The 25,409-nt window shown below is 34.2% G+C and carries 15 protein-coding genes; 4 read left to right on the top strand and 11 right to left on the bottom strand.

The annotated features are described in order from the left end of the window. Nucleotides 1-240: 240 nt before the first annotated feature. A complete protein-coding gene (locus AC4FQ3_RS19550; RefSeq protein ID WP_491182972.1) occupies nt 241-2,415 on the bottom strand; it encodes an alpha-N-acetylglucosaminidase in 2,175 nt (724 codons plus the stop codon). Nucleotides 2,416-2,917: 502 nt separating this feature from the next. On the opposite strand from AC4FQ3_RS19550, the gene AC4FQ3_RS19545 reads away from it, so the two are divergent. After that, nucleotides 2,918-4,207: a M20 metallopeptidase family protein gene (locus AC4FQ3_RS19545; RefSeq protein ID WP_491182971.1), complete on the top strand. Its 1,290-nt coding sequence runs from the start codon at nt 2,918-2,920 to the stop codon at nt 4,205-4,207. A gap of 106 nt (nt 4,208-4,313) precedes the next feature. On the opposite strand, the gene AC4FQ3_RS19540 is transcribed toward AC4FQ3_RS19545, so the two are convergent. From AC4FQ3_RS19540 to AC4FQ3_RS19500, 9 genes are all read right to left on the bottom strand, one after another. Next, on the bottom strand, nt 4,314-5,225 hold the full coding sequence (locus AC4FQ3_RS19540; protein WP_491182970.1) for a carbohydrate kinase family protein: 912 nt from the start codon (nt 5,223-5,225) through the stop codon (nt 4,314-4,316). Nucleotides 5,226-5,248: 23 nt separating this feature from the next. Then, nucleotides 5,249-6,805, bottom strand: coding sequence for a family 43 glycosylhydrolase (locus AC4FQ3_RS19535; protein ID WP_491182969.1), 1,557 nt, complete (start codon nt 6,803-6,805; stop codon nt 5,249-5,251). 21 nt (nt 6,806-6,826) lie between these two features. Then, nucleotides 6,827-8,224, bottom strand: a complete 1,398-nt coding sequence (locus tag AC4FQ3_RS19530) for a DUF4960 domain-containing protein (RefSeq protein ID WP_491182968.1) — start codon at nt 8,222-8,224, stop codon at nt 6,827-6,829. A gap of 18 nt (nt 8,225-8,242) precedes the next feature. Beyond that, nucleotides 8,243-9,934, bottom strand: a complete 1,692-nt coding sequence (locus tag AC4FQ3_RS19525) for a RagB/SusD family nutrient uptake outer membrane protein (RefSeq protein ID WP_491182967.1) — start codon at nt 9,932-9,934, stop codon at nt 8,243-8,245. 20 nt (nt 9,935-9,954) lie between these two features. After that, nucleotides 9,955-13,059: a SusC/RagA family TonB-linked outer membrane protein gene (locus AC4FQ3_RS19520; RefSeq protein ID WP_491182966.1), complete on the bottom strand. Its 3,105-nt coding sequence runs from the start codon at nt 13,057-13,059 to the stop codon at nt 9,955-9,957. An 18-nt stretch (nt 13,060-13,077) separates the two neighbouring features. Further along, the gene (locus AC4FQ3_RS19515) at nt 13,078-14,688 is read right to left on the bottom strand and encodes a glycoside hydrolase family 32 protein (protein ID WP_491182965.1); all 1,611 of its coding nucleotides are present in this window, start codon (nt 14,686-14,688) and stop codon (nt 13,078-13,080) included. Further along, entirely contained in the window at nt 14,651-16,009 is a 1,359-nt protein-coding gene (locus tag AC4FQ3_RS19510) for a sugar porter family MFS transporter (RefSeq protein ID WP_491182964.1), read from the bottom strand. Before AC4FQ3_RS19510 ends, AC4FQ3_RS19515 begins: the two co-directional genes overlap by 38 nt. Nucleotides 16,010-16,239: 230 nt before the next feature. After that, on the bottom strand, nt 16,240-18,978 hold the full coding sequence (locus tag AC4FQ3_RS19505; protein WP_491182963.1) for a substrate-binding domain-containing protein: 2,739 nt from the start codon (nt 18,976-18,978) through the stop codon (nt 16,240-16,242). 421 nt (nt 18,979-19,399) lie between these two features. Then, nucleotides 19,400-19,825, bottom strand: a complete 426-nt coding sequence (locus AC4FQ3_RS19500; protein ID WP_073397924.1) for a response regulator — start codon at nt 19,823-19,825, stop codon at nt 19,400-19,402. Between the two features lie 303 nt (nt 19,826-20,128). Here AC4FQ3_RS19500 and AC4FQ3_RS19495 point away from each other — a divergent pair, with 303 nt between their 5' ends. The 3 genes from AC4FQ3_RS19495 to AC4FQ3_RS19485 are packed head-to-tail and all read left to right on the top strand — an operon-like array spanning nt 20,129 to nt 23,650. Beyond that, nucleotides 20,129-21,862, top strand: a complete 1,734-nt coding sequence (locus tag AC4FQ3_RS19495; protein WP_491182962.1) for a PAS domain-containing sensor histidine kinase — start codon at nt 20,129-20,131, stop codon at nt 21,860-21,862. A 12-nt stretch (nt 21,863-21,874) separates the two neighbouring features. Then, the gene (locus tag AC4FQ3_RS19490; protein ID WP_073397923.1) at nt 21,875-22,315 is read left to right on the top strand and encodes a response regulator; all 441 of its coding nucleotides are present in this window, start codon (nt 21,875-21,877) and stop codon (nt 22,313-22,315) included. A 33-nt stretch (nt 22,316-22,348) separates the two neighbouring features. Then, on the top strand, nt 22,349-23,650 hold the full coding sequence (locus AC4FQ3_RS19485; RefSeq protein ID WP_491182961.1) for a sensor histidine kinase: 1,302 nt from the start codon (nt 22,349-22,351) through the stop codon (nt 23,648-23,650). Nucleotides 23,651-23,674: 24 nt separating this feature from the next. On the opposite strand, the gene AC4FQ3_RS19480 is transcribed toward AC4FQ3_RS19485, so the two are convergent. Then, nucleotides 23,675-25,030 (bottom strand): MATE family efflux transporter, encoded by a 1,356-nt coding sequence (locus AC4FQ3_RS19480; RefSeq protein WP_491182960.1) that lies wholly within the window; start codon nt 25,028-25,030, stop codon nt 23,675-23,677. Nucleotides 25,031-25,409 lie beyond the last annotated feature (379 nt).

Genomic DNA, 25,409 nt, shown 5'->3' with positions numbered 1-25,409 from the left:
TAATGGTAAAGAAATGTTAACAAATGGACAAGTTATTCATAAACATGGATAATTCATATAAAGTCAATGATAGCAAGGGTTTCCAAAATTATTTTTCTAAAATTACATAGTTAAAAACTTATTAATTAATCGATTTCGTAAAAATTTCATTTCATATTTTAAGTATAGTTTAAGGTAATGGTTAAAAGTTTAAGTTATATTTTGGTTATATACGTATTAATTATAGTCTTGGTATATTTTTTATTTATTTTCAGTCCATTTGATTTCCCAGTTTTTAATTAATTCTCTTTCTTTTGTTTCATCAAAAGGAGTGTTATCCACTGCTGATTTTTTTAGAGCTTCCAAAAACATTTTCCATCTTGGCCAGTAAAATCCTTTATACATTCCGTTCCACGATCTGGATGCATAATCATTTAAATGTCCTTCTCCTCCCCAAAGCGTTATTAATGTTTTGGCATTTTTTACGTATAATTTAGATACTTCAGGAGAGTTCCCATAATCAGAAGCTGATTTTACCCATTGATCCAGACTGTTTAATGGTTGTCGTGACATCATCTTATCGATATCCAGAGCTTGTTTTTCTATCTTTTTAAATAGTTGATCTCCTTTTGAAATATCTTTTTGCTGATAGGCTTTTACACATTCCATCAAATCCTCATCAATACAAAGCGAGTAGTAATGTCTTGAAGCATCAATTAAATCGTAATTAATAAAATTCTTTTTATCATATTTCTTAGCTTCTTTAGTTAAAATATCCAAAGCTTCTTTTAATTTTTTCTTATCTCCGGGATTTCCTTTAAATTCTGTAATTGTTGCAGTCGGGCGTTTAAATAATAAATACGCTCCAGCCCTATCATTCCACCAGCGGGTTTCCCAATATTTAATATTGTAAACAGATTCTAGTAATAATTCCCATGCCTGAAAAACAGATTTTGAAGTTGTTTGTCCGTATCTCGCATTTAAATATTTAGTCAGCCAATCGTTTACAGGTTGTTCCCCCTGGCTCCACGGAAGGTCATAAATATATTCATATACAATTGAATTATTATTTAAACCTTCCGGCATTGCGCCGTAGCCCACAACATTTCCTCTATTTGGATTTTTAAGTAAACTCGTCAATTCATTTTTATAGAAATTCAGGTCTCCATAAACAGGATTCGATCCGCCATAATTATGTACATAACCGTAAGTCCATTGTTTACCATAAAAAGCTTCCTGATTTTCCCATACCTTATATCGGTCGTTGGCATAATCCTGGATCATCAATCGGTCATTTGGCACTTTACTAAGAAATGCACTCGTAGCTTCTTTTGTCCAAAATTCTTTATTGTCTCCAAAAAGCCATCCCTGCATAACCCAGACTGCACCGGGTGCTGCTTCATTTATAGTTTCATAAATTGCACTTCCGTAATTAGAAAGTTCTTCATATTTATTATGTTCCGAAACCGGAGGTTCAATCTCATTAAAAGAATCTGCCAGATAGAAATTCGACTTGCCGTACATTTTAGTATAAATTTCAATAAAGCGTTTTCCTATTTGTTTAAACAAAGGATCTTTAGAATCTAATAGAAACGTACTTGCAAAACCACCTCCCGACCAGGATTTTAGTTCCGTTATTTTGGCTTCCGGATGTTTTTCTGCAAAAGCTTTAGGAACATAACCACTAAATGCCGGTACAACGGGATGCATGTCTAAAGCCCTCATTCTTTCCAATATTTTCTTTTGAAGTTCTTCTTTTTTGCTGAACCATTCTTGTGGCAATGGTCCTTCAAGACTATTGATGTTTCCCATACGCTGCCATGGTAAAAAAGCTGGTCCCGCAAAATGTGCTTCTAATTGAGTGCTGGTTAAACCATACTCTTTCCATAATTCCTGCCACACAGCTTCCTGACCTTCCATTGCAGTGGGAAGATTGATTCCGTGCATCGCCATCCAGTCGATTTCCTGCTCCCAGCGTTTCCAGTCCCACCATGGAGTGGTATAACCAAAAGTACAGGCATTTAAATATTCTCTGTATTGAAATGGTGTAGTTCCTTTTTTTGAATATTCTGGCCATGCCTTAGGTAAAGCAACTCTATTTCCTTCCCAACTCACTAAAACGGCACCTATGTCCCTAAGAAAATTATAAGCCGCATAACAAATTGCAGTATTGTTTGAACCCTTTATTTTTACCTGATTGTTTTTTGTTTCAATTTCAAACCAATCTGATTTATTATTCTCTTTGTTCTCAACAATGCTTAATTCAAACTCGCTGGCACGATTACCTATAAGTCTTTCTATTACTGCCAATGCGTCTTTTGTATTTTCTTCATTTTTAGAATATCCTTTAAACGAACAAAGAAATAACAGCATAAAAACTGATACAGCCATTTTTAAGGAATTGTACTTTTTACTTTTTAAATTCTCTCTTTTCATATAAATCATATCTTAATTAAATTGTCTTAACGTATTTAGCCTAACAAAAACAAGGGAGATTAAATAATAACTAATCTCCCTAACAAACAAAACCTAACAAAAAATATATTACTAATAATTAACAATCGTGTTCATTAAATTTCAGAATCAAATAATGGAATGTCAGACCGAAAAATAAAAGTATATATAATGCTATTCTATAAGATGGATTTATCAATCAAAAGCATAGACATATTCTCTCGAAACCTCTTTTTTCTTAATAAGAAGATTTAAATTGAGAAAAAAGGTAAAATATTGATTTTGAATCTATATAAGTATTTTTTAAAGATTCATTTTTGTTGATCTCTAATTATATTCCTGTCTATGTTTTAATCAACGAAAATTCCATTAAACAATAGTATTAAAAGAAGGTTACTATCTGCAATCTAAAACCAATTCATTATAAAATTAGTTTATATTAGCTATTTCAAAAGTAAATTAAGCTAACCTTGCAAAACACAAAATGAATAAAAAAATTCTATTGGCATTACTTATTGTAAATATATTTTGCAGACAATACATTGTTTATGGACAGGAAAAAAAGAGTGAAGTTGTTACTCAGGAATCTATCCAACTTGAAACTGATGCAATTTTCGACAAGCTTGTCCAAATTAGAAGGGAGTTTCATGAGAATCCGGAACTGGCGGGTAAAGAACAAAGAACCCAAGAGACTATAAAAAAACATTTATTGAATTTAGGCCTTAAAGTTGAAACTGATATTTACGGATATGGTGTCGTTGGCATTTTAGAAGGTGGAAAAAAAGGTAAAAAAATCGCCTGGCGTGCAGAAATGGACGCATTGCCAAATGACTTTCCTGATCAATCTGATTTTAAATCTAACACAAAAGGTGTTCAACACGGTTGCGGTCATGATGTTCACATGGCAATTTCATTGGGAATAGCAGAAGTTTTAGCAAAAAATAAAAAGTCGCTGCATGGCACGGTCTATTTTATTTTTCAGCCTGAAGAAGAAACATTTATAGGAGCAAAAAAAATTACTGAAAACAAATTATTTGCCAAATATAAAATTGATGAAATTTACGCACTTCACGTAGTAGGATTACCTATAGGACAAATAATGGTAAAGCCAAATGAAGTGTTTGCTTACCAAAAAGAAATAGGAATACAATTTAAAAATGTGTTACCTGCCAAAGAGTTAAAAGAGCTTACGTCAAAAATTCGTAATTCTTTGATTAGATCGAATAACCAAAGCAAACCATGGGAGATTCAGCTCATTTCAGATCCTGAAATGGGCTTGATGAATCCCAAAACAATATTTAGTGATTATTTAATTGCTGACGAAAATTTTAGAACGTATTCTAAAAACGATGCATTCCATATAAATGCAGAAATCTACGAAACTGATGCAACCCGATTAAAAAACATTATTCCTACCATTGATAAGGTAATTGAAGACAATAATTATGGTTCTCAGAAAATTTCTATTAAGTTCATAAAAGAAAATCCAACCGTTTTAAACGATCCAAATTTAACACGCACTTCTATCACTACGCTTGACAATATTTACGGAAAAGGATTTGTTGTAACCGACTACGGGCAGGTTCCTTATTTCAATGATGATTTTGCCTATTTCCAACAGAAAATTCCCGGAGTTTATTTTTTACTTGGAGGTTCTAATTTCCAAAAAGGAATTATAGCAATGAATCATGCCCCTAATTTTCAAGTTGATGAAGAGTGTATTAGAATTGGAGTCAAAGCGTTTTCTTCGTTACTATTTGAAAGAGGAAAGTAAACAAAACATTAATAGATATACCAAATGGCGCCAACTGAAAGCAGATGGCGCCATTTTTTTGTCTTAACTTAGAAATTTATATATCGGTATAATTAAACGCTTATGGTTAAATTATACTTTTATTTTGTATCATTAAATTTTCAATTCTGGAATTAGAAATCTCAGGATTAGCTCCCGGTGCTTCTGCAACCAAAGCCCCAACTGCACAGGCAAAATCAATAGCTGTTTGCGGATCTTTTCCGTTAAGCACTGATGTAATTAAAGCTGCCAAAAACGAATCGCCCGCTCCAACTGTATCGGCAACCTTTACAGGATAACCTCCATTTTCATAAAGCTGGCCTTCCCACATTAACAAAGCGCCATGTTTTCCTCTTGTTACGCACATGGCTGTTACTTTGGTTTTTTCTGCAATAAAGTTCATATTGTCTTCCAAACCCGAATATGGCGAATGCATTGCGCCTGCTATTTCCAGCAATTCCTCATCATTAAATTTAATAAAATCAGCTGAATGCATTAATTTTTCTAACATGTCATAAGAATAATGGGGCTTTCTCAAATTAACATCAAAAACCTTATAAGCCTGTGTCTGAAGCAATTCTTCCAGAGATTTTCCTGATACCTCATCCCTGCAAACCAAACTTCCATAAATTAGTACATCAGCATCAAACGCTATTTTTTTTCCAGATTCATTCAAAACAATTTTATCCCATGCCGATGGATACGTGATTTCATAACTTGCAGATCCGCGTTCATTCAATGTTACGTTTACTAAGCCAGTCGGAAAATCTTCTGATTTACTAATAGTATCCGTATCAATTCCCAGGTTTTTTACCTCATTGATAATTGCCTCACCATCTTTATCATTTCCTACGCAACTAATCATGGCTACCTCGCAATCAAATGTTTTCATTCGCAAAGCCACATTTAATGGTGCCCCGCCAATTTTTTTTTCATTGGCAAAAACATCCCAAAGCACCTCTCCAAAGGCAACCGCCTTAAGGTTTTTTCCGTTGTTCATTCTAAAAATATTTATTATTAATGTTATTCTGGTCTCGTAATCTGAAGATTAGAAAAAGTACTATTCTGTCCTTCAGCAATTAATCCCCATTTGTTTTGATCTCTGCCGTAAATGCGATTTGTTAAAGCTGTTTTTCCGTTTATGTAAAGTACTACAACGATTCCTTCTGCAATTATTTCAACATCATACTTCGTATTTGTCTGAAATTGAAATGGTATACGTGTTACCTCCTGTGAAGCGGAATTATACCCTATGACTTTACCTTTTGTTATATCAAAAACTATTTCATAATAACTTCCTGTATCATTGGTATGGAAAATAAATCCTGCCATTCCTGCGCTATTTGATAAGGTCACTTCTGCTTTTATTCTGGCTTTTTTACCTATTGCTTTAAAAGTTACCATGGCTTTTTCGGTAGCACCTGACAAAATATAGCTTCCATTATTTACTGTCGCATTTGCTGTGGTTACATCAACTTCAGCAGTATTGCTTTTTTTAGAAAATAAATCTTTAACAGATTGTGGTGTCTGTACACCAAGGGTTCCATCCGTATTTTGAGTCAATTCATGAATAACCATATTACCTGCCCAATCTTTATTTCCTAAATCATTTTCAGGCGTTTTGCGGGCATTCCATCCAAAAACATATCTTTTATTTCCATCAGAAGCAGTTTTACCTGCGTAAAAATATTCTCCGTCAATCATATCATTTTCAGGCTTGATCCAAGGTCCGTTAATAGAATTTGCCATTCTGTAATGTGTTCCTTTATTAGCACTCCAGTTTTCAGAAAAAATCAAATACCAATAATTCCCGATTTTAAAAATATCGGCACATTCCATCATTAAATAATTATCTTGTGATGTTGTCGTATAAATTGGCGTCTGAACATCCCATTTTCCTGATGCAGGATCAGCAGTTGTAAAATGCAGCAAAACTGCTTTTCTGCCTGGTTCTGTCTGTGTACTAACCAACATTGAATACTTTTTTAACTCATCATTATAAAAAACATGCGGATCTCTGAAATCATAATTATAATATCCTGCCGGTGCTGTAATTTTAAAAGAAGGCACTTTAGTCCAATTTTTCAAATCAGAACTTGTAGCACATAAAACACTTTCTCTCACATTGGATTGTACATAAGCCGGAGTTTCATTATGTCCTGTATAATAGAAATAATATAGAGACCCCACTTTTACCACTGATCCTGTGCCAATGGCAAAGTCAGGATCAGTCGTTTTTCCGTATGGAATCATTTGCCCTTCGTAGGTAAAATGAGCCAAATCAGTACTTAAATATTCATGAATATCATGAAAACCTTTTCCTGCCGGTTTATTCTGCGCATCATGAAGGAAATAAATATGGAATTTTCCGTTGTCGAAAAAAGGCATAATGTCTCCTGTATAACCCGCACTATAATAAGGATCATTTGCGCCCATCCATTGTGCCGGCGGCACAGGAAAAACACTTGTTATCTCAGAATTCCCTCCTGAAATAGAACCTCCAATATACTTATCGTCCTGACTGCAGGAAACAAGCGAAAATAAAACGGAAGCTATCGTTATTATATTTCTATATTTCATTTTTGTTGAATTCAAAGTAGATTAATTTTTAGCCAAATAGTTGATACTATTTTGCGTTAAAAGCTTGATATTACCAATAAACTCATTTGCCTGACTTGGGACACCGCTACTATTGGTTTCGTTATACCAATCATAAGCACCCATCGAAATCACGATCACATTTTTATCAGTTCCTGTATTTGGAAACTCCGCAATGGTTACTCTTCCGTCAAGATTATTATCCCAAGCTTCACTTGCTAAGTTGGTTCCTCCTGTTTGGTTTCTCCAACCTTCTCCGTTGCCGTAACCTCCCCATTCTGGTAAAAACCACCAGGCAGTATGATTCAACCGGAAAGTACCGCTTTGTAATAAATTAGCTTTCCCGGTTTCATAAGTAATCAATCCTTCAAAAATTGGGTGATTCTCATGTCCCACAAATGACATTCCCCATGAATTTCCATCAACAAATCCGTTTGGAGGAAAATCTCCAAAAACATTATTCGGTCCTTTTCCTGAAGGAACAATTCCTAAAGCATCTACATATTGAGAAGCAAAAGATGTCAAAAGCAAATTTCCCCCGTTAGATCTGAAATTTTTCAAAGCAGTTGTTACTTCAGGATTGTAGGCAATTGAAGGTAAATTAACGGCAGAATCAAAATGCCACCAAATTACATCAACATCACTTAAATCAGCACCATTTTGAATACTATTAAATGAGATATATTTAGCTCCATTAAAAGTTGTAAAGAACCAATCGGCTGCCGTAATTTCATCTATATTAGTAATTTCGGCTCTTGTTGCAGCAGTTCCTAAAAACGCTACTACTAATCCTGTTACCGGAACTCCTACATTAGCCGTATAATTAACACTTTTTCCGTTAGCAGTTACAACAAAAGTTACTGCATTGCTAAAATCTACCGTTGTCCCTGAAGCCGGTGAGATAGAAACTCCCTCTGTTGCCTCAATAACCGGTTTTAATGCCGTTAGGTTTGTGCCCTCAGGCAGTGTCATTGTAATAGTTTTACTTATATCATTGACTGTTGCTGCAACTCCATTAACAGTAAAACTTTTTATTGGACTCAACACTACTGTTGTTACCGTATAGTCTTTATACAAATTACCATTTACTACTCTAAATTTTACCGGGCTTGTAAAGTTGATTGGTTTTGTCAGATCAAGATTTGATGTTGCACCTCCTTCAAGTATTATTTCAGGTTTTACTGCTGTGATATCAGATCCATAAAGCATTGTTAGATTAATTTTTCCTGTTTTCTGGTCAATTTCACCAGCTACTCCATTTATTTTAAAAGAAGTAACATTAGAGGGTGAATTGATATCAAAGCCACTGTTTTCAAAACTGTTCTCACAGGCAGTAATCATAAAAATCATTGCCAATACTGCAGATACTTTAACCCAATATTTATTTATATGTTTTTTCATATTAATGATTCTTAAAGATTAATAACCCGGATTTTGTTTGTACACTCCCTGACTGAAATTAATTTGTTTCAACGGAATTGGACAGTACTCCTCTTTACTCGCATCAAAAAAGGCATCCTGATAATAAGTGCGTTTTGTTTTTTCGCCAGCATAAAAATCATTCATTACCTGATCTGTAACACCCCAGCGAACTAAATCAAAGAAACGATTTCCTTCCATTGCCAATTCTAAACGACGTTCAAAACGCATAGCTTTACGGGCAAAATCCTGTGTCCAGTTGCAATTAACGCCGTCTTCATAAGTATTAACTTTAAAGTTACTTACATACGGAAGTCGTCCTGTACTTTGGGCAGCTCGTTCTCTAATTTGATTGATTAATGGTAAAGCTTCTGATTGTCTTCCTAATTCAATCAGGGCTTCGGCACGCATCAAAATCACATCGGCATAACGAATCTGGATTCTGTTTTTAGAATTTCCGTAAAACGGATCAATATTCACCACACAACTGCAGCTTGGCGCCACGTTTTCTTTTAAGGATGCAAAATATCCGTATGTTCCCGGAGATCTAACCCACGCTTCAACATATAAAAATTCCGGATCATATTTATAAGGCAGACCTGGCATCGCAACGGTATGATACAATCTTGGATCTACCGTATTGGCATCGATATTTTTATAATCAAAATCCTGATTGTTATAAGTATCAAATTCCGGCAAACCATTTGCGCCTGTTTTAAAAGCATTTACTAAATTTTGACTTGGTTTATGAAAATCACAACATCCTAAACCCTGAGGAGTTGACAAAACATCTGAAAAATTTAATCTTCCGTATAAAGTTCCGTCATTGTCTGAGAATTGAATGGAAAAAATCGACTCAGTTCCGTTTTCAAAAGTCCCCGGCAAAAAGTTATTTGCAAAATCCGGCTCTAAACTTGCTTTGCCAATTACTTTATCGGTCGCATCAATTACTTCCTGCAAATGCTGTTGATTAATTCCTGTTACTTTAAAAGCTTCATCTTGCGTATAAGCCTGATACAAACGGGTTTTTGCCAAATAAGCATACGCTGCTTTTTGAGTTGCACGGCCAACTTGTGGCTGCGTTTCAGGTAAAGCTTCAGCGGCAGCCTGAAAATCTTCCGCTATTTTATTCCAAAGTTCTTCGTTTGAAAGTGCTTTGTTTGAGATTGTTTTATAATCTTCAATCGCGATATCTTCTGTGATGTAAGGAACATTTCTGAACATAATTTTCAGCATAAAATAAAAATGTCCTCTTAAAAAACGCATTTCGGCTATACGAGTTTTCCTTAACGGATAATCAGCTTCTGAAATTTGTTCTAATGCCTTCAAAGCTTTATTTGCTCTGGAAACTCCCACATAACTGATGTACCAAAAGTTATCCAATTCGCTAAAATCAGATCTGATATTATTCGAAACTTCAAAAAAGTGAAAATCCTGAATATCGTTAGTTCCGCTTCCGCCTTTGTAGGCATCATCAGAACGCACATTTCCAAATGGCCACAAACTATAAGGCGAATCATAATGATCATTACCCAATTGTGCGTATGCCGCATTCATAAAACCTTCTACAGATTGTGGTGTTACAATATCTTCTTCAGACAACACGCCACGAGGATCTTCTTCCAGAAAATCAGAACAGGAAGCAAATATTCCCAACAATAAAAACCCTGTTATATATAGTATCTTTTTCATTTTTTTTGATTTAATCTTTATTATAAAGTAAAATTAAGACCAGCCGTGAAAGTCGTTGGCTGCGGATATCCAAATCTTGCATTTTCAGGATCTACACCAGTAAAACTTTTAGCATCAATGATCAATAAATTTTGTCCGCTGATGTAGAATCTAAAGCTGTCAAAATTCATTTTTTTCAATAAATCTTTAGGCAGACTGTATCCAAATTGTAAAACACGCAGTTTTAAATACTTTCCGTTTTCTACATAATAAGTTGAAAATCTTGACTCTGCATTTCTATCAACCGTGGTTAAAGCCGGAATAGTAGAATTTGGATTATCTACAGACCAGGCATTTAATAAACGAGTCCCTTTGTTTGAACCTACGTCATTTACACTCCAAAAATCTGTTTGGTATTTTGTATAGTTAATCACATCAACATCACTTGCTCCTTCCCAGAAAGTGGTGAAATCCCAATTTTTATATCCTAAACCTAAATTAATTCCGTAAGTCAATCCCGGATTTGGATTACCAATCCAAGTACGGTCTTTATCTGTAATGGTTCCGTCTCCGTTTAAATCTTTGTAACGAATTCTGCCAAGGCCTTTTCCTTCCTGAATTGCCGAGTTGCTTACTTCGTCCTGACTTTTAAACAATCCGTCAGTCACATACCCATACATTGAGTTTATTGGGCGGCCCAAAATATTATCGTCTAAACCGTCTCCTCCGTAGTTATTTCGTACTTCATCCGGTAATTGCGTAATCTTGTTTTTGTTTGCCGAAATATTTCCGGAAATGTCATATTTCAATCCAAATGATGTTTCATCGTGATATCCTAAAGAAACTTCCCATCCTGTATTTTCCATCGAAGCACCATTAACCCAACGATTTCCACCTTCGCCAATTACTCCTAAATAAGCCGGTAAAACCAAAATATCTTCTGTTTTCTTACTATAATAATCAACAGAACCGCTTAATTTTTGTTTGAATAATCCGAAATCTAAACCAATGTTGGTTTGTGTTGTGGTTTCCCATTTTAAATCATCATTTCCGGATTGCGTTGCAATGAAACCTGACGGAAGCAATCCGTTTCCGTTCCCCGCAATGTCGTAAGCTGTTCCGTAAGACGTTTCCCAGGTTGGACTTCCACCTGCATAACTAGCCATATACAAACTGTAAACGGCTGTATTGCTGATTTCCTGATTTCCGGTTTGTCCCCATCCTGCTCTTAATTTTAAATCAGAAAAAACGGGTGCATTATTTTTAATGAAATTTTCATTGCTGATTCTCCATCCTGCTGAAACTGCCGGAAAGGTTCCGAATTGATTGTTTTTACCAAAACGCGAAGAACCATCACGACGAATTGTAGCCGAAAGCAAATAACGATTATCAAATTCATAATCTGCTTTTCCAAAATAAGAAAGCAAAGAATATACTGTTGAAGTTCCGCTTGTAAACGATTCTCCTGTTCCTGCATCCGGATACATATAATCTGGCGTTTCGATCAAAAAGTCGTTTTTACGCAAAGTCGTGGTATCATAAGTATCTTTGTACATCTCGGTTCCTGCCATTAAATTCAGATTGCTTTTTCCGAAATTCAAACTGTAAATAGCCGTGTTTGTCCACGTCCATTTATCACTTACCGATTGATCAATGGTAACCGATGTCTGATCGTTTTGCAAATAACCGGATTGGTAACTTCTTTGTAGCGTACGTTTTTTATAAAACCCGTAATCGATACCAAAACTACTCTTGATATGAAGGTTTTTGATAATCTCTAAATCGGCATACATATTTCCGAAAAGACGTAAATAATCGTATTTATTGTCTTTGTTATATTCTAAAAGTCGAACCGGATTTTGTCTGTCGTTCATTCCGCCAACCGGTCCTCCCCAGCCTTTACCGTCAACAGTATGTACCGGAATAATTGGTAAGGCACGAAGCGCAGGATCCAGAACTCCGGGATCTGTAACTTCGTTGGTACGAGTCATAGAGAAGTTTTCTCCTATAACCAATTTCCCGTCAAAATATTTATAAGAACTGTTCATTCTGGCAGAAATTCTTTCGAAATCTGTTGTTTTCACAACACCTTCATTTCCATAATATCCCAAAGAAAAAACATAACTTCCTTTGTCAGATGCATTAGAAACTGATAAATCATACGAATTTGCTATTCCGGTTTGAGAAATCGCGTCGTACCAATCTGTATTTGCTGATTTTAGCGTTTGAGCAGCATCTAAATATTCAGGAATCAAAACTTTATTTAATTGTGGTTTGTTATTATTTACAGACCAGTCAAATTGGTAACGCAAATTATTATTATTCGGATTTAATCCGTCGTTGATATTTGCCTGCCATAAAGCCTGACCAAATTGATCTGCATTCAAAACTTCCTGCTTTCTTGAATAATCAGAAAGAGAGGTATACGTGCTAAAATTGATTCTCATTTTACCTTCTTTTCCTTTTTTGGTCGTAATGATAATTACTCCGTTTGAGGCGCGAGAACCATAAATACTCGCCGAAGAAGCGTCTTTTAAAACCTGAATAGATTCAATATCATTCGGGTTCAATTCGTGCATTCCTGATTTAGTTGGCATTCCGTCAATTACATACAAAGGATCTGTGTTGTTTAAAGTTCCAACTCCACGAATCACTACTTTTGTATTTGCTCCACTCGGAGATCCGTCAGATGAAACCTTAACCCCCGCTACCCTTCCTTGCAGCGCTTTAATTGGGTTTGGTTCCGGCTGTTTCATGACATCCTTCATGTTTACAACAGCAACCGCTCCTGTAATATCCGTTTTCTTTTGTTTGGAATATCCTGTTACAACAACTTCATTTAGCTGGTTGTTGTCTACTTTTAAAGTTATATTGATTGTATTTTGTCCTTTAATGGGAATCGATTGTGGTGCGAAACCGATAAAAGAAACAACAATTACAGCATCAGCATTTATATTTCCGAAAGAAAAATTACCATCAAAATCTGTTACTGTACTAGTGTTTGTACCCGAAATAAGTACGGTTGCTCCCGGAAGCGGCATTCCGTCATCAGACGAAATTACCGTTCCTTTTATTCCGTTTTCCTGTGCTGTCAAAATCAGCATTGGAAAGAAGAAAAATAGAAAATAAATAATTTTATTTTTCATGAGGTTAGTGGTTTTTAGTTAGTTTATATTTAATTGGTTAATTACGATGTTGCTTAATTCAATTCCTTCGTTTGAAGAAACCGACAGAGAAGTAAATGGCTGGTTTGTGAAAAAGATTTCGGTGATTACTTTCTCGCCATTGTTGTAAAATATTTCAATAGATGTTTTGTCCAAAATGATTTTAAAAGCGCCATCTTTCTGATTTCCGTCTACAAGCGCTTTGGTAATTGTTGAAGCAAATTTCTCTGAGAAATCATTTTTTCCTGCTTTCGAACGATCCAGAAATAAATAATGATCTGAATTATTTAATCCGAACACTAAAGATTCTCCGGCTGCGTTTGAAAGTGTAAAAGTGTAGGTATCCTGTTTTAAATTTTTTAAATCAAAATTGACAATCGCCTGAGTTAAATCAATTTTTCCAGCTTCCGAAATTGAAAGTTTTCCTTTTCCTTTAAAGTTTTTCCCTTTGATGGTTTTAGAAACATATTTGTTGATTTCTTTTACCGGATTGCTAACTAAGCTATAATCATTTCCTTTTTTTACTAACTGAATTTCACGTGCAATTGTAGTAGCACTTCTCCACACAGTCGTAGGCACATCTTGCGCATAATCCCAATTAGACATCCATCCAATAAATAATCGTCGCCCATCAGCACTTGGAACATTATTCCAGGTTACACCGGCATAATTATCTTTTCCATAATCGATCCAAATGGCTTTTTCCTGTTCTACTCTTTTTGCAAAATTAGCATCCAGCGTAAACGTTTTACCGTCAAAATCTCCAATAAAATATTGTGTTCCTGAACCTCCGTTTGCGCCGCCCGGATTTAAACTCTGAATTAAAACCCATTTGGTTTCGTTGGTTCCCTGCACTTTAATTTCGAAGAAATCCGGACATTCCCAAACACCTCCGTGGGCACCAATATTTTTTCCGAAATCAGATAGATATTCCCAGTTTTTAAGATCTTTTGATTTATAAAACTGCGATCGATCCTGAGCTGCCAAAACCATTATCCATTGTTTGTGCGTTTCATCCCAGGTCGCTTTTGGATCGCGGAAATCACGAATTCCAGGGTTTTTCACGACAGGATTTCCTTCCTCAAATTTCTGCCATGTAAAACCATTGTCGTTCGAATACGCAATATCCTGTTGCTCGACATCAATTTTATTTTCTTTTTCTTTTGTCATATCATGCAGCGTATAAATCGCCACAATTGGAGCTGTTTTTCCAGTACCTAAACCTGAACTATTGTTTGTATCTACAACCGCGCTTCCAGAAAAAATAAATTTGTCTTTATTCGGATAAATAGCAATTGGCTGTTCTTCCCATTTAATTAAATCTTTACTAATAGCGTGTCCCCAATGCATTGGTCCCCATTTATTTCCGTCAGGATAATGTTGATAGAATAAATGATAATAACCATTTGCATAGAACATTCCGTTAGGATCGTTCATCCAGCCTTTTTTTGGCGTAAAGTGAAAATTAGGACGGTACATTTTTTCTTCAACAGAAGTTGAAACTGTAGTTACTGCTGTTGTTTGGGCTGTCGCCGAAGTCGGTTTGCTAGCTCCTATTAAAAGTACAGCTGCACTATAAAGTGCCAGCGGTAGATGTTTCTTTGATTTCATGGTTTTTGATATTTTTTTTAGTTAGATTTTCACTTAAAACTTCTAATGATATTCCTTTGGTTTCGGGCATTAGAAAAATTACAAACAGTAATTGCAGGACCATCATAAGCGTAAAAATTAGGAATACGACTTCAGGGCCTATTTCTGAAAATAACATTGGGATTAAAGATGGAATAATCGCTGCCAAAACCCAATGTACTGAACTTCCAAATGCCTGACCCGACGCACGAATATGATTTGGAAAAATTTCTGAAATAAAAACCCAGATTACAGCTCCCTGACCAATGGCGTGAGAAGCAATAAATAAGAAAAGGAAAATAGGTACAGATAATCCTCCCCAATTGAAATAAAATGCAGCAGATACCAATCCTAAAGAAATAATATATCCGATTGAACCAATGTACATTAACAACTTTCTTCCTAATTTGTCAATTAATGCTACACCAATTAAAGTAAAGATAAGATTGGTAATCCCGATTCCGATACTGCTTAATAAAGCGGTGTTTTGTCCTAAACCTGCTTCTTCAAAAATTCTTGGCGCATAATATAAAAAGGCATTGATTCCCGAGAACTGATTGAAAAATGCAATTAAAAAAGCCAATATCAATGGAAAACGGTATTTCTTCATGAAGATGTTTTCATGTTTGGTAACACCATTTTCTCTGGAATCGTCCATAATATCTGAAAGATTCGCAGTTGGATCAATTTTAAAAAGTACTTTACGTGCTTCTTCATCACGGTTTTTAGACAATAACCATCTTGGGCTTTCCGGAATTGTAAGTATAAAAAGAATATAAATAAAAGATGGAATAGCCTGAACTCCAACCATCCAACGCCAGGCATTTTCTCCAATATCTTTTAAAAAGTAGTTTGAGATAAAGGCAATTAAAATTCCCAGTACAATATTAAACTGATACAAAGCAACCAATCGTCCGCGTTTGTCAGCCGGGGCAATTTCAGAAACATACGCCGGAGCAGCAATAGTAGAAGCACCAACTCCCAGACCTCCTATAAATCTGAAGGCGGCAAATACAAATGGATCATTTGCAAAAGCAGCACCTACAGCCGAAATGAAATATAAAATCCCGATCCAGAATAGTGTTTTTTTACGACCTATTTTATTAGTTGGGATTCCTCCAAAAATAGCACCTACAACAGTTCCCCAAAGTGCCATTGCCATAACAACAGATCCATGAAAAGCATCAGAAGAATGCCATAGAAGCTGTAATTGTTTATCAGCTCCAGAAATAACTACGGTATCAAAACCGAATAGAAAACCTGCCAGTGCAGCAGTAACAGACCAAATTAATATCTTGTTCATTGTAGATGTATTAAAAACTTATCGCTAAGATATCCGCAAAAAAAACAACTTATTTTTAATGATGTTACAATTTAATTCTATAAATACTGACAGATTGATATTTAAACAGAAAAAGCCTTATTTACAAGGCTTTACACTATTTAAAATTTATTTACGAAAACCATGTAGTTTCGATTTTGTTACATTAAGTTCAAAATTGATACCTGATTTGTATCAATTTTGAACTTATATTAATTGGAAGATTTGTATTCCTTTGGTGAAATTCCAAATTTATTCTTAAAAGCTGTAGAAAAATAGTTTGGAGAAGAGAACCCAAGTGAGTATGCAATTTCAGAAATATTCATGTTATTGGACTTTAAAAGCTCTGCCGCTTTCTCCAATTTTACATTATTGATATGATCGCTGATATTAATTCCGATAATCGCTTTTACCTTTCGATACAGCTGAACGCGTGACACACCAAGTTTATCGGCTAAATCTTCAACCGAGAATTTGGGATTTTCAACATTTCTTTTAATAATATCATTCATTTTAGTAATAAATGACTGTTCCTGATTGCCAAATTTAGACTCAGGCTCAATGCGATAGATATTATTAGTGTAATAATAACGAAGTTTTTCTCTGTTGAAAAGCAAACCCGAAATGGATTGTTTTAGGATAGAAAGACTAAACGGTTTTGTAAGATATTGATCTACTCCGCTTTGCAAGCCTTTCAATGTAGATTCCTTATCACTTTGCGCGGTTAAAATTATAATTGGAATATGAGACGAACGCAAATCCTTTTTCAACTCTTTACTAATTTCATAACCGTCTTTGTCTACGAGATTAATGTCGCAAATGATAATGTCCGGAACAATTTCCATTGCTTTTTCTATAGCGTCGCTTCCGTCAGAAGTATGAACTACATATTCATTCGATAATTTAGCTTTTAAAAATGTGACCAAATCGATATTGTCTTCTATAACCAAAAGCGTATGTTTTTCTGATTCAGAAACTACATTTACAACGTTTAATTCAGTCTCGATATCTAAATTATCTGATATTAAATTTGGCGTTACATCCAGATTTTCCCCTTTATTAATCATTTCAGAAGGCTGTAAATGACTAATTCCTTTTAATAAAGTAATTACAAATTCGCTTCCTTGTTTTGATTTTAATTCGATTGTTCCGTGATGCAAAAGCACAAATTCTTTTGAAAGATGAAGTCCAATTCCTGAACTGTTTTTATTATTATTTGAAGCCCTGAAAAACGGATTAAAAACATTTGATAATTCATTTTCAGGGATTCCAATTCCGGAATCCTTAAAACTAATTTTAACGGTATTGTCCTGATTTTCTACAATAGAAATAATGATTTTTCCGTTATCAGGTGTAAATTTAAAGGCATTAGAAAGCAAATTAAAATACACTTTATCCATCAATCCTCTATCGATAAACAATTCAAGGTTTTTATTTTTGCAGGTAAGCTGAAAATCAATATTTCTGCGGGCAGCTTCGCCTTTAAAGTTGGTCATTACTTCATTTGTAAAATCATAAATTTTAGTGTTTGAAGCTCTTAACGTAAATTTTTGTTCTTCAATTTTTCTAAAATCCAGCAATTGATTTATTAATCGAAGTAATCTGTTTGAGTTTTTATGAATCAGTTTTACTTCATCGACAAGTGTAGTTCCCTTAATTTTTTCATTTTCGATTAACGATTCTACATAACTCATAATCAAAGTTATGGGTGTTTTAAATTCATGCGAAAGTCCGGTAAAGAAATTCAATTTTGCCTCATTGCTTTTTTGGGCTATTTGAGCCATTTCCTGAATTTCATTATTCTGATCAATTACCGTTTGATTAATTCTCTCGAGCTGTTTTTTCTTTCTTGAAATAGAAATAGTCGAATAAATACTGTAAATCGTCAAACTCAAAATAATCACCAGAAAGAAACTGAGCAATCGAACCAGATTGTTCTGCGATGCATATTCTCTTTCCTGAACTTTTATTGCTCCTTGCTGCGAATCAATAACGGCTTGCTGCTGATCGACTTTATCCATTTGATTTTCGATAATTTCAGCATTGTTTTTGTCTATTACAATAGTATTGAGAATATTGTTTTTTGAAATTGGTTCTTTATTGTACATTTTTAACGCCAATTTTAATGCCTCATTTCCTCCTGTAGGATATAAAATGGTACCGTCTAAAACGCCGCTTTTCACCAATTCTATACCGCCATTAACGGTATTCAATCCATCTACACCAATAAATTTAATTTTCTTTTCGAGTCCTACAGTTTTAGCCGTTTCCCAGGCGCTTAAAGCCATGCGATCGTTATGAGAAAAAATGTATTCAATATTGGGATTGCTTAACAGAATTGCTTTTAAAGGTTCTTTTACCGATTCTCCCTCCCAATCACCATGAATCGTATTTTCGATTTTTATGCGCTTGTTCTCCTTTATTATTTGTCCAAATCCTAAACTGCGCTCGTATGCTGGCGAAGAACCAATTGCTCCTGTAATTTCGATAATTTTGCCTGAACCTTTACTGTGTGAAATTATATAACGACCAGCAATTCGTCCAATTTCAATATTATCAGCTCCAAGATAAGCCGTATATTTTTCGCCATCAATTTTTCTATCTACAACAAGAACCGGGATTCCGGCTTTTATAGATTTTTCGACTACGGCAGTTAAGGGTTTTGATTGAATTGGAGATACAATGATTACATCTACTTTATTAGAGATGAATCTTTCGATATCATCAATTTGTTTCTCGATATTATTATTGGCATCGCTAATTTTTAATTCTACTTCAGGTTGTAGTGAAGCTTCAATTTTGATAGAGCTGTTCATTTGCTTGCGCCAATCATCGGTAGTCATGGCCTGAGAAAATCCAACCTTGATTTTATCACCTTGTTTTTGCTTACAGGAAACTAAACTTAATGATGCTAAAAAAAGCATCAAAATATATTTTATAATTGAATACATGAATAAAGAGTTTATACAGATGAAAAATGAGTTTTCAAAAAACGCCTTCTTAGACCAACAACTTGTCAAAATAATTAGGAAGGATTATTTTTCGCTGACAAGCGGGAAGGCAATATATAATAAGGTAAAATTAAACTTTTATTTCGTGTATGCAAACCAGTAAATAAAAAATTCAAATCGTATATTCTTCTTTAAAACTTAAATATTATCGTCTGATCTGCTAATAAATAAATGAGGCTACTGTTTAGCCAAGAAACTAAGTATATTGGGTGTTTGGGAAGGGGCATTTATTGCTTCAAATAACTTTAAACAAAAAAAGAAGATTGTATTTTAAAAATCAAACGCTTCCGATCTAAAAAAATCCAGTTTCTTTTAATGTTTTTTTTCTGCAACACCTTAATAAAAACATATTCGTTATTCTTTATTTTATATAATTTGGCGAAACACATTTCTGCCAATATTCTACAATGCTTTTTATCAGGTCCTTCATTTCTGTAAAATCGAAAGGTTTTATAAAAAATCCCTGTACAGATTTTGAATAAGCTTCAACAACATGCTGCTGTTCGGCACCTGTACTAAAAAATAAATATGGAATCGATTTCATTCTCAAATCTTCATTTTCGTGAACTTTTGAACGTAACTCTATTCCATTTAATTTTGGCATATTAATGTCTGAGAAAATAATAAAGGGCTCAACCGCTGTTGCGGTTAAATAATCAAGTGCCAATTCTCCATCACCAAAAAAAATGATTTCGTTCTTATAATTAAGTTCCTTAAATACCAACCCCAGAATTTCCTGGTCATCCTGGTCATCTTCTATAATAATTATTGGTCCGCCTTTATTCATAAATTCATTTATATTTATTTGTGAGAAAGGTACTTAATTTAACTATACATTCATCCTGGAATAAAAAGAATAACTATTTAATTAAAATAGCCGTTAAGGTGCATCGTTTATTACATTTTATTTTACAGTACTTACTTTATCCTATAAATAATAGAAGTAAGTAAGTGTTAAATCACTTAATTTCGCTATATTCGTTTATAATCCTAAAATTATTTTTAGGTATCCGTTCTAATAATTACTAAAATATAGGTGCTTTTCCAGCAAATTATTGCCATTATTTTTCTAAATATAACTTCGCATTATATGAATATCCAAGAAAAAAATGACAAAAAGGAAACAGTCCTTTTCTCAGATCAAATATCTTTTCATGAAAAAGAAAACGATCAAAACACTTCCTTTGAAAATAACAAAAATCTAACAGTAGAAAACCAAAACCTTAAGGAGCTGCTAAAAGCAAAAGAACAGCAGTTAAACAATCATGTTAATGCTATTGATACTTCAAATGCATCAATAGAGTTTGATCTTGATGGAAATATCCTTAGTGTAAATAAAAATTTTCTGGAAATTATGGATTACAATGAGGCCGATTTGTTAGGAAAACATCATCGTCTTTTAGTTGATCCTGCATATTCACAATCCAATGCCTATCAATTGTTTTGGAGCAATCTAAAAAAAGGGATTTATCAAAAAGATGAATTCATCAGGGTAGCCAAAAACGGAAAATTAATATGGCTTTTAGGAAGTTACAATCCCATCCTGGATATTATGGGCAAGCCTTATAAAATCTTAAAATTAGCTACAGATATTACTCTTTCGAAAACCCAATTTTTACAGCTTGCGGTACAGGCACAGGAAAAAGAAAAACGCGCCTCTGAATTGGCCGTCGCTAATAAAGAGCTTGCTTTTCAGAATGAGGAAAAAGAAAAACGTGCAGCGGAATTGATAATTGCCAATAAAGAATTAAAATTTCAAAACGAACAAAAAGAACAAAGAGCAAAGGAATTAATTGTAGCCAATAAAGAACTTGCCGTACAAAGCAAAGAAAAAGAAAAACGTGCCGCTGAGCTTGTAATTGCAAATAAAGAATTAAAATTTCAAAACGAACAAAAAGAACAAAGAGCAAAGGAATTAATTATAGCCAATAAAGAACTTGCCATACAGAGCAAAGAAAAAGAAAAACGTGCCGCTGAATTGATAATTGCAAATAAAAAACTGGCTGCAGAAAATATTCTGAAGGAAAAAAGAAAGGTCGAAAAGCAACAACGTGCAGCCGAATTGATTGTAAAAAACAGAGAACTTGCTTATCAGGAAAAACGAAGCAAAGAACTAACCCTTGCATACGATGAGCTTAAAAAAGCCCAGGAAGAGCTGGAATCCTTCTCTTATTCTGTTTCTCATGATCTTCGGGCTCCTATACGTGCTATTAATGGTTATACCCAAATTTTAATAGAAGACCATATTGATTTAATTGATGAAGATGGGAAAAACATGTTTAATGCCATAATTAAAAACTCCAATAAAATGGGAGTACTAATAGATGACTTATTGGCATTTAGTAAATTAGGACGTAAACAGGTATCTTCTACCAATATAAATATGACAGCATTAGTAAACGGAGTCATTAGCGACATAGCGATAGAAAAAGACGAAAACAATCCAATATTTGAACTTGATGAACTTGCTCCTTCAAATGGTGATCCCTCACTTATTAAACAGGTATGGGTAAACTTAATTTCAAATGCAATAAAATATTCAAAACATAAACCTGAAACCCGTATTAAAATAACTTCAACATCAAAAAATAATAAAATTATCTATAGCATACAGGATTGGGGCGCTGGCTTTGATATGGAATATTACGATAAATTGTTTGGTGTTTTTCAGCGCCTTCATTCACAGGAAGAGTTTTCCGGAACGGGCATTGGCCTGGCAATTGTGCAAAAAATAGTAAACCGCCACCACGGAACTGTATGGGCCGAATCAAAACTAGACGCAGGCGCTAAATTTTACTTTAGCCTGCCTGATATTAAAAATTAAAAAAATATAAAAATGAATTACGACGATATTGAAATTTTATTTGCCGAAGACAGCATGGAAGATGCTTTGTTAACAATACGCGCATTAAATAAAAGCGGTTTTACAAACAAACTCTTGCATGTAAAAGATGGAGCTGAAGCGCTCGATTTTATATACTGCAGGGGAATTTATGCCGAAAGAAATCCAAAAGCATATCCAAAACTTTTTCTCTTAGATTTAAAAATGCCAAAAATGTCAGGGATTCAGGTATTGGAAAAAGTTAAAAGTGATCCTGGTCTTAAATCAATTCCGGTGGTTATACTGACCTCTTCACAGGAAGATCCTGATATAGCAAAATGCTACAGCCTTGGTGCCAACAGTTATATAGTAAAACCTGTTGACAGCAATAATTTTTTTAATGCCATAAAAGAAATGGGAATGTACTGGATGATTCTTAGCCAGCCTGCTACATAAATTTAAAGCAAACGATTTATTTAATCTAAAATTATGATTCCATATCACATAAAAGAAGATATTAAAATATTGATATTAGAAGACAATACTGCTGATGCGGATTTACTCGTACGCCATCTAACAAAATCAGGATTATCGTTTGTCTCAAAAATCGTTGAATCAAGAAAATCATTTGAAGATTCCCTCGAAAACTTTTTACCCGATATTATATTATCAGACTATTCTCTTCCGTCATTTGATGCTGTTTCTGCCTTTAAAATTATAAAAGACAAAAACCTTAATATTCCTTTTATAATAATTTCAGGTACCATTGGAGAAGAAAATGCTGTAATGCTTATAAAAGAAGGTGTAACAGATTATGTCTCTAAAAATAATTTCTCATCCTTACTGCAAAAGATAAGCCGTGCGCTCAAAGAAGCCGAGGAATTAATTGAAAAAGAAGATTTGCTGCAGAAACTAAAAATTCAGACTGCTGCACTACTATTGGCCAATCAGGAATTGGAATTTCAAAATGCTGAAAAAGAAAAAAGGGCTATTGAACTGCTCAATGCAAATAAAGAACTGCTTGCTTTCAATTTTATTTCAAGTCATGACCTTCAGGAACCACTTCGGAAAATTCAGATTTTCATTTCAATAATGATGGAAAAAGAAATGAATAACATTACAGAGCAAGGAAAAAATAATTTAAAACGCATACATGTCGCGGCAACCAGAATGAGACAGCTCATTGAAGATTTGATGGACTTTTCAAGAGTCAGTACTACAGATCATCATTATGAGATGAGCGATTTAGAGGATATTATTGAAGATGTAAAATCAGAACTTACAGATATAATTCAGCAAAAAAAAGCTGTTTTTAAAATAAACGGATTAATGCCGGTAAATATAATAGCTTTCCAATTTCGCCAGCTTATCTATAATTTAATCAGCAACTCGCTAAAATTCTCAATACCTGAGATTCCACCTCAAATTACTATACAATCCAGTATTCTAAAAAATGAAGATTTCAGGCTTCTTAATCTGCCGCATAGCCCGCAGATATGTGATTACTGGAACCTTAATTTTCAGGACAATGGAATTGGTTTTGATGCCCAATACAACGAAAATATTTTTGTTATATTTCAAAGGCTTCATCATAGCGAGGAATATTTAGGAACAGGAATTGGTTTGGCTATCGTCAAAAAAATTGTAGAGAATCATAATGGGATTATATTTGCTGATGGAAATTTAAATAAAGGAGTTAGTTTTAATATCTATATCCCGGTCACTGAAAGTTTTGATCAAAGTTCTGTAGCATTAAAACACAAACAAAAAGAATTGCATTGCGCTTTATGATATTTCCAATGCATTTAGATTAGATTATTTCCTCAAGGCTTTATTTATCACATATTTAAATCTCAAATAAAGCAAAACAGAGGATGTTAACAAACCTAAAGATAAACCGTACCAAATTCCCTGAATCCCAATATTGAAATAAATGCCCAGAATGTAGCATGACGGCAGACCAATTATCCAATAAGCAACAAAAGTGATAAAAGTTGGAATATTGACATCGCCCATTCCTCTCAAAGTTCCTAATCCTACAACCTGAGTACCATCAAACAGCTGAAATATTCCGGCAATTAGCAATAATTGTGCAGCTATTGCTACCACATTCACATCACTTGTTATTAAAAAAGGCAAATATTGATTGAAAAGCGTAAAAATAACGGCGAAGAAAAGCATGAATATAATCACTAAATGATAAGAAGCATGAGCAAATTTCTGAAGCCTCATATAATTCTGATTTCCGAAACTATTTCCAATTTTAATGGTTGCTGCAGAGGCAATTCCTCCCGCCATCATGTAAGTCATTGCCGCAAGGGTTATAGCAGTTTGATGAGCAGCCTGCTCTGTTGCCCCTAACTGACCTGCAATTAAAGCTGCAGCTGCAAACGCCCCTATTTCAAATACATATTGCATGGCAACCGGCAGACCGATTTTTACAACCGCAAGGATTTTGGAAATATTGATATACTTTGCAGAAAAATGCAGCATATAATCTTTAAAATTATGTGACCTGAATACGTACCACGCCATTACCACCATCATTAAAACCCTATCGACTAAAGTTGCAACTCCTACTCCTTTAACTCCCATTGGTTCAATACCGAACATTCCTTTTACCAGAATAACTGCGATAACTACGTTAATCAAATTTCCCCAAATAGTAATGTTCATGGCTTGTTTTGTAAAACCAAGTCCTTCTGCAAATTGCTTGAATGTTTGAAAAATCATTAAAGGAAAAATCGATAAACTTAAAATAAGTAAATAAGGTTTTGCTGTTTCTACAACATTAGGATCCTGATTGGCATGCTGCATGGCAAACATGGAGCCAAAATAGACTATGATAAAAAGCAAGATTGCGGCAATTATATTAAGCCATAAACTATTGGAAAGAAGTTTAGCACATTCCTTAAAATTTGATTTCCCGTTTTCCTGTGCAATTAAAGGCGTTAACCCATAGGCAATTCCCAATCCTATGACCAGAATCACCATAAAAACAGAATGCACCAACGAAACTGCTGCCAGTGATATAGTTCCTGCATAATGGCCTATAATAATAGTATCTACGGTTTGTACCAAAGTATGCCCCAATTGTGAAATAACAACAGGTCCAGCCAACGCAATGGTACTTTGATAATATATTTTATTTGATTTGTATTTTTTCAACATAATAATTCACTATTCCAGGCAAAGCAAAATTTCATTTTATTAATTATTACTGCAAATCTACAACTCAATTAGGTCATTTAAACTCCTGCGAATGTTAATTTCATTTATTGAAATTCTAAATAAAAAAATGAGCAGTAATTTGTTACAGCTCATTTAATAATGTGATTTGTATTTTATTCTAGTCAATATCATATTCAAATAGCATCAACCTTCTGATGATCAGATTTATGGAAGGCAAATTTTGGAAAAAATCATAAAATTAAAAGCACAACTTAAATTTAAGAGGCTGTTTCAAAGTAGGGAAACAGTCTCTTTTCTTGTTTTATATAAAATTAAAAACATAATAAACGGAAATGCCGAAAACCGTTTTACAAAGTAG

This window comes from Flavobacterium sp. AK-345 (assembly GCF_058310175.1).
The sequence above is the reverse complement of the archived record's forward strand: the minus strand, read 5'-3'. Positions and strand labels throughout refer to the sequence as shown.

What these genes read in the sequence shown, in the direction of transcription:
- AC4FQ3_RS19550 (WP_491182972.1), bottom strand. Translation starts at nt 2,415, where the DNA reads ATGAAAAGAGAGAATTTAAAAAGTAAAAAGTACAATTCCTTAAAAATG.
- AC4FQ3_RS19545 (WP_491182971.1), top strand. Translation starts at nt 2,918, where the DNA reads ATGAATAAAAAAATTCTATTGGCATTACTTATTGTAAATATATTTTGC.
- AC4FQ3_RS19540 (WP_491182970.1), bottom strand. Translation starts at nt 5,225, where the DNA reads ATGAACAACGGAAAAAACCTTAAGGCGGTTGCCTTTGGAGAGGTGCTT.
- AC4FQ3_RS19535 (WP_491182969.1), bottom strand. Translation starts at nt 6,805, where the DNA reads ATGAAATATAGAAATATAATAACGATAGCTTCCGTTTTATTTTCGCTT.
- AC4FQ3_RS19530 (WP_491182968.1), bottom strand. Translation starts at nt 8,224, where the DNA reads ATGAAAAAACATATAAATAAATATTGGGTTAAAGTATCTGCAGTATTG.
- AC4FQ3_RS19525 (WP_491182967.1), bottom strand. Translation starts at nt 9,934, where the DNA reads ATGAAAAAGATACTATATATAACAGGGTTTTTATTGTTGGGAATATTT.
- AC4FQ3_RS19520 (WP_491182966.1), bottom strand. Translation starts at nt 13,059, where the DNA reads ATGAAAAATAAAATTATTTATTTTCTATTTTTCTTCTTTCCAATGCTG.
- AC4FQ3_RS19515 (WP_491182965.1), bottom strand. Translation starts at nt 14,688, where the DNA reads ATGAAATCAAAGAAACATCTACCGCTGGCACTTTATAGTGCAGCTGTA.
- AC4FQ3_RS19510 (WP_491182964.1), bottom strand. Translation starts at nt 16,009, where the DNA reads ATGAACAAGATATTAATTTGGTCTGTTACTGCTGCACTGGCAGGTTTT.
- AC4FQ3_RS19505 (WP_491182963.1), bottom strand. Translation starts at nt 18,978, where the DNA reads ATGTATTCAATTATAAAATATATTTTGATGCTTTTTTTAGCATCATTA.
- AC4FQ3_RS19500 (WP_073397924.1), bottom strand. Translation starts at nt 19,825, where the DNA reads ATGAATAAAGGCGGACCAATAATTATTATAGAAGATGACCAGGATGAC.
- AC4FQ3_RS19495 (WP_491182962.1), top strand. Translation starts at nt 20,129, where the DNA reads ATGAATATCCAAGAAAAAAATGACAAAAAGGAAACAGTCCTTTTCTCA.
- AC4FQ3_RS19490 (WP_073397923.1), top strand. Translation starts at nt 21,875, where the DNA reads ATGAATTACGACGATATTGAAATTTTATTTGCCGAAGACAGCATGGAA.
- AC4FQ3_RS19485 (WP_491182961.1), top strand. Translation starts at nt 22,349, where the DNA reads ATGATTCCATATCACATAAAAGAAGATATTAAAATATTGATATTAGAA.
- AC4FQ3_RS19480 (WP_491182960.1), bottom strand. Translation starts at nt 25,030, where the DNA reads ATGTTGAAAAAATACAAATCAAATAAAATATATTATCAAAGTACCATT.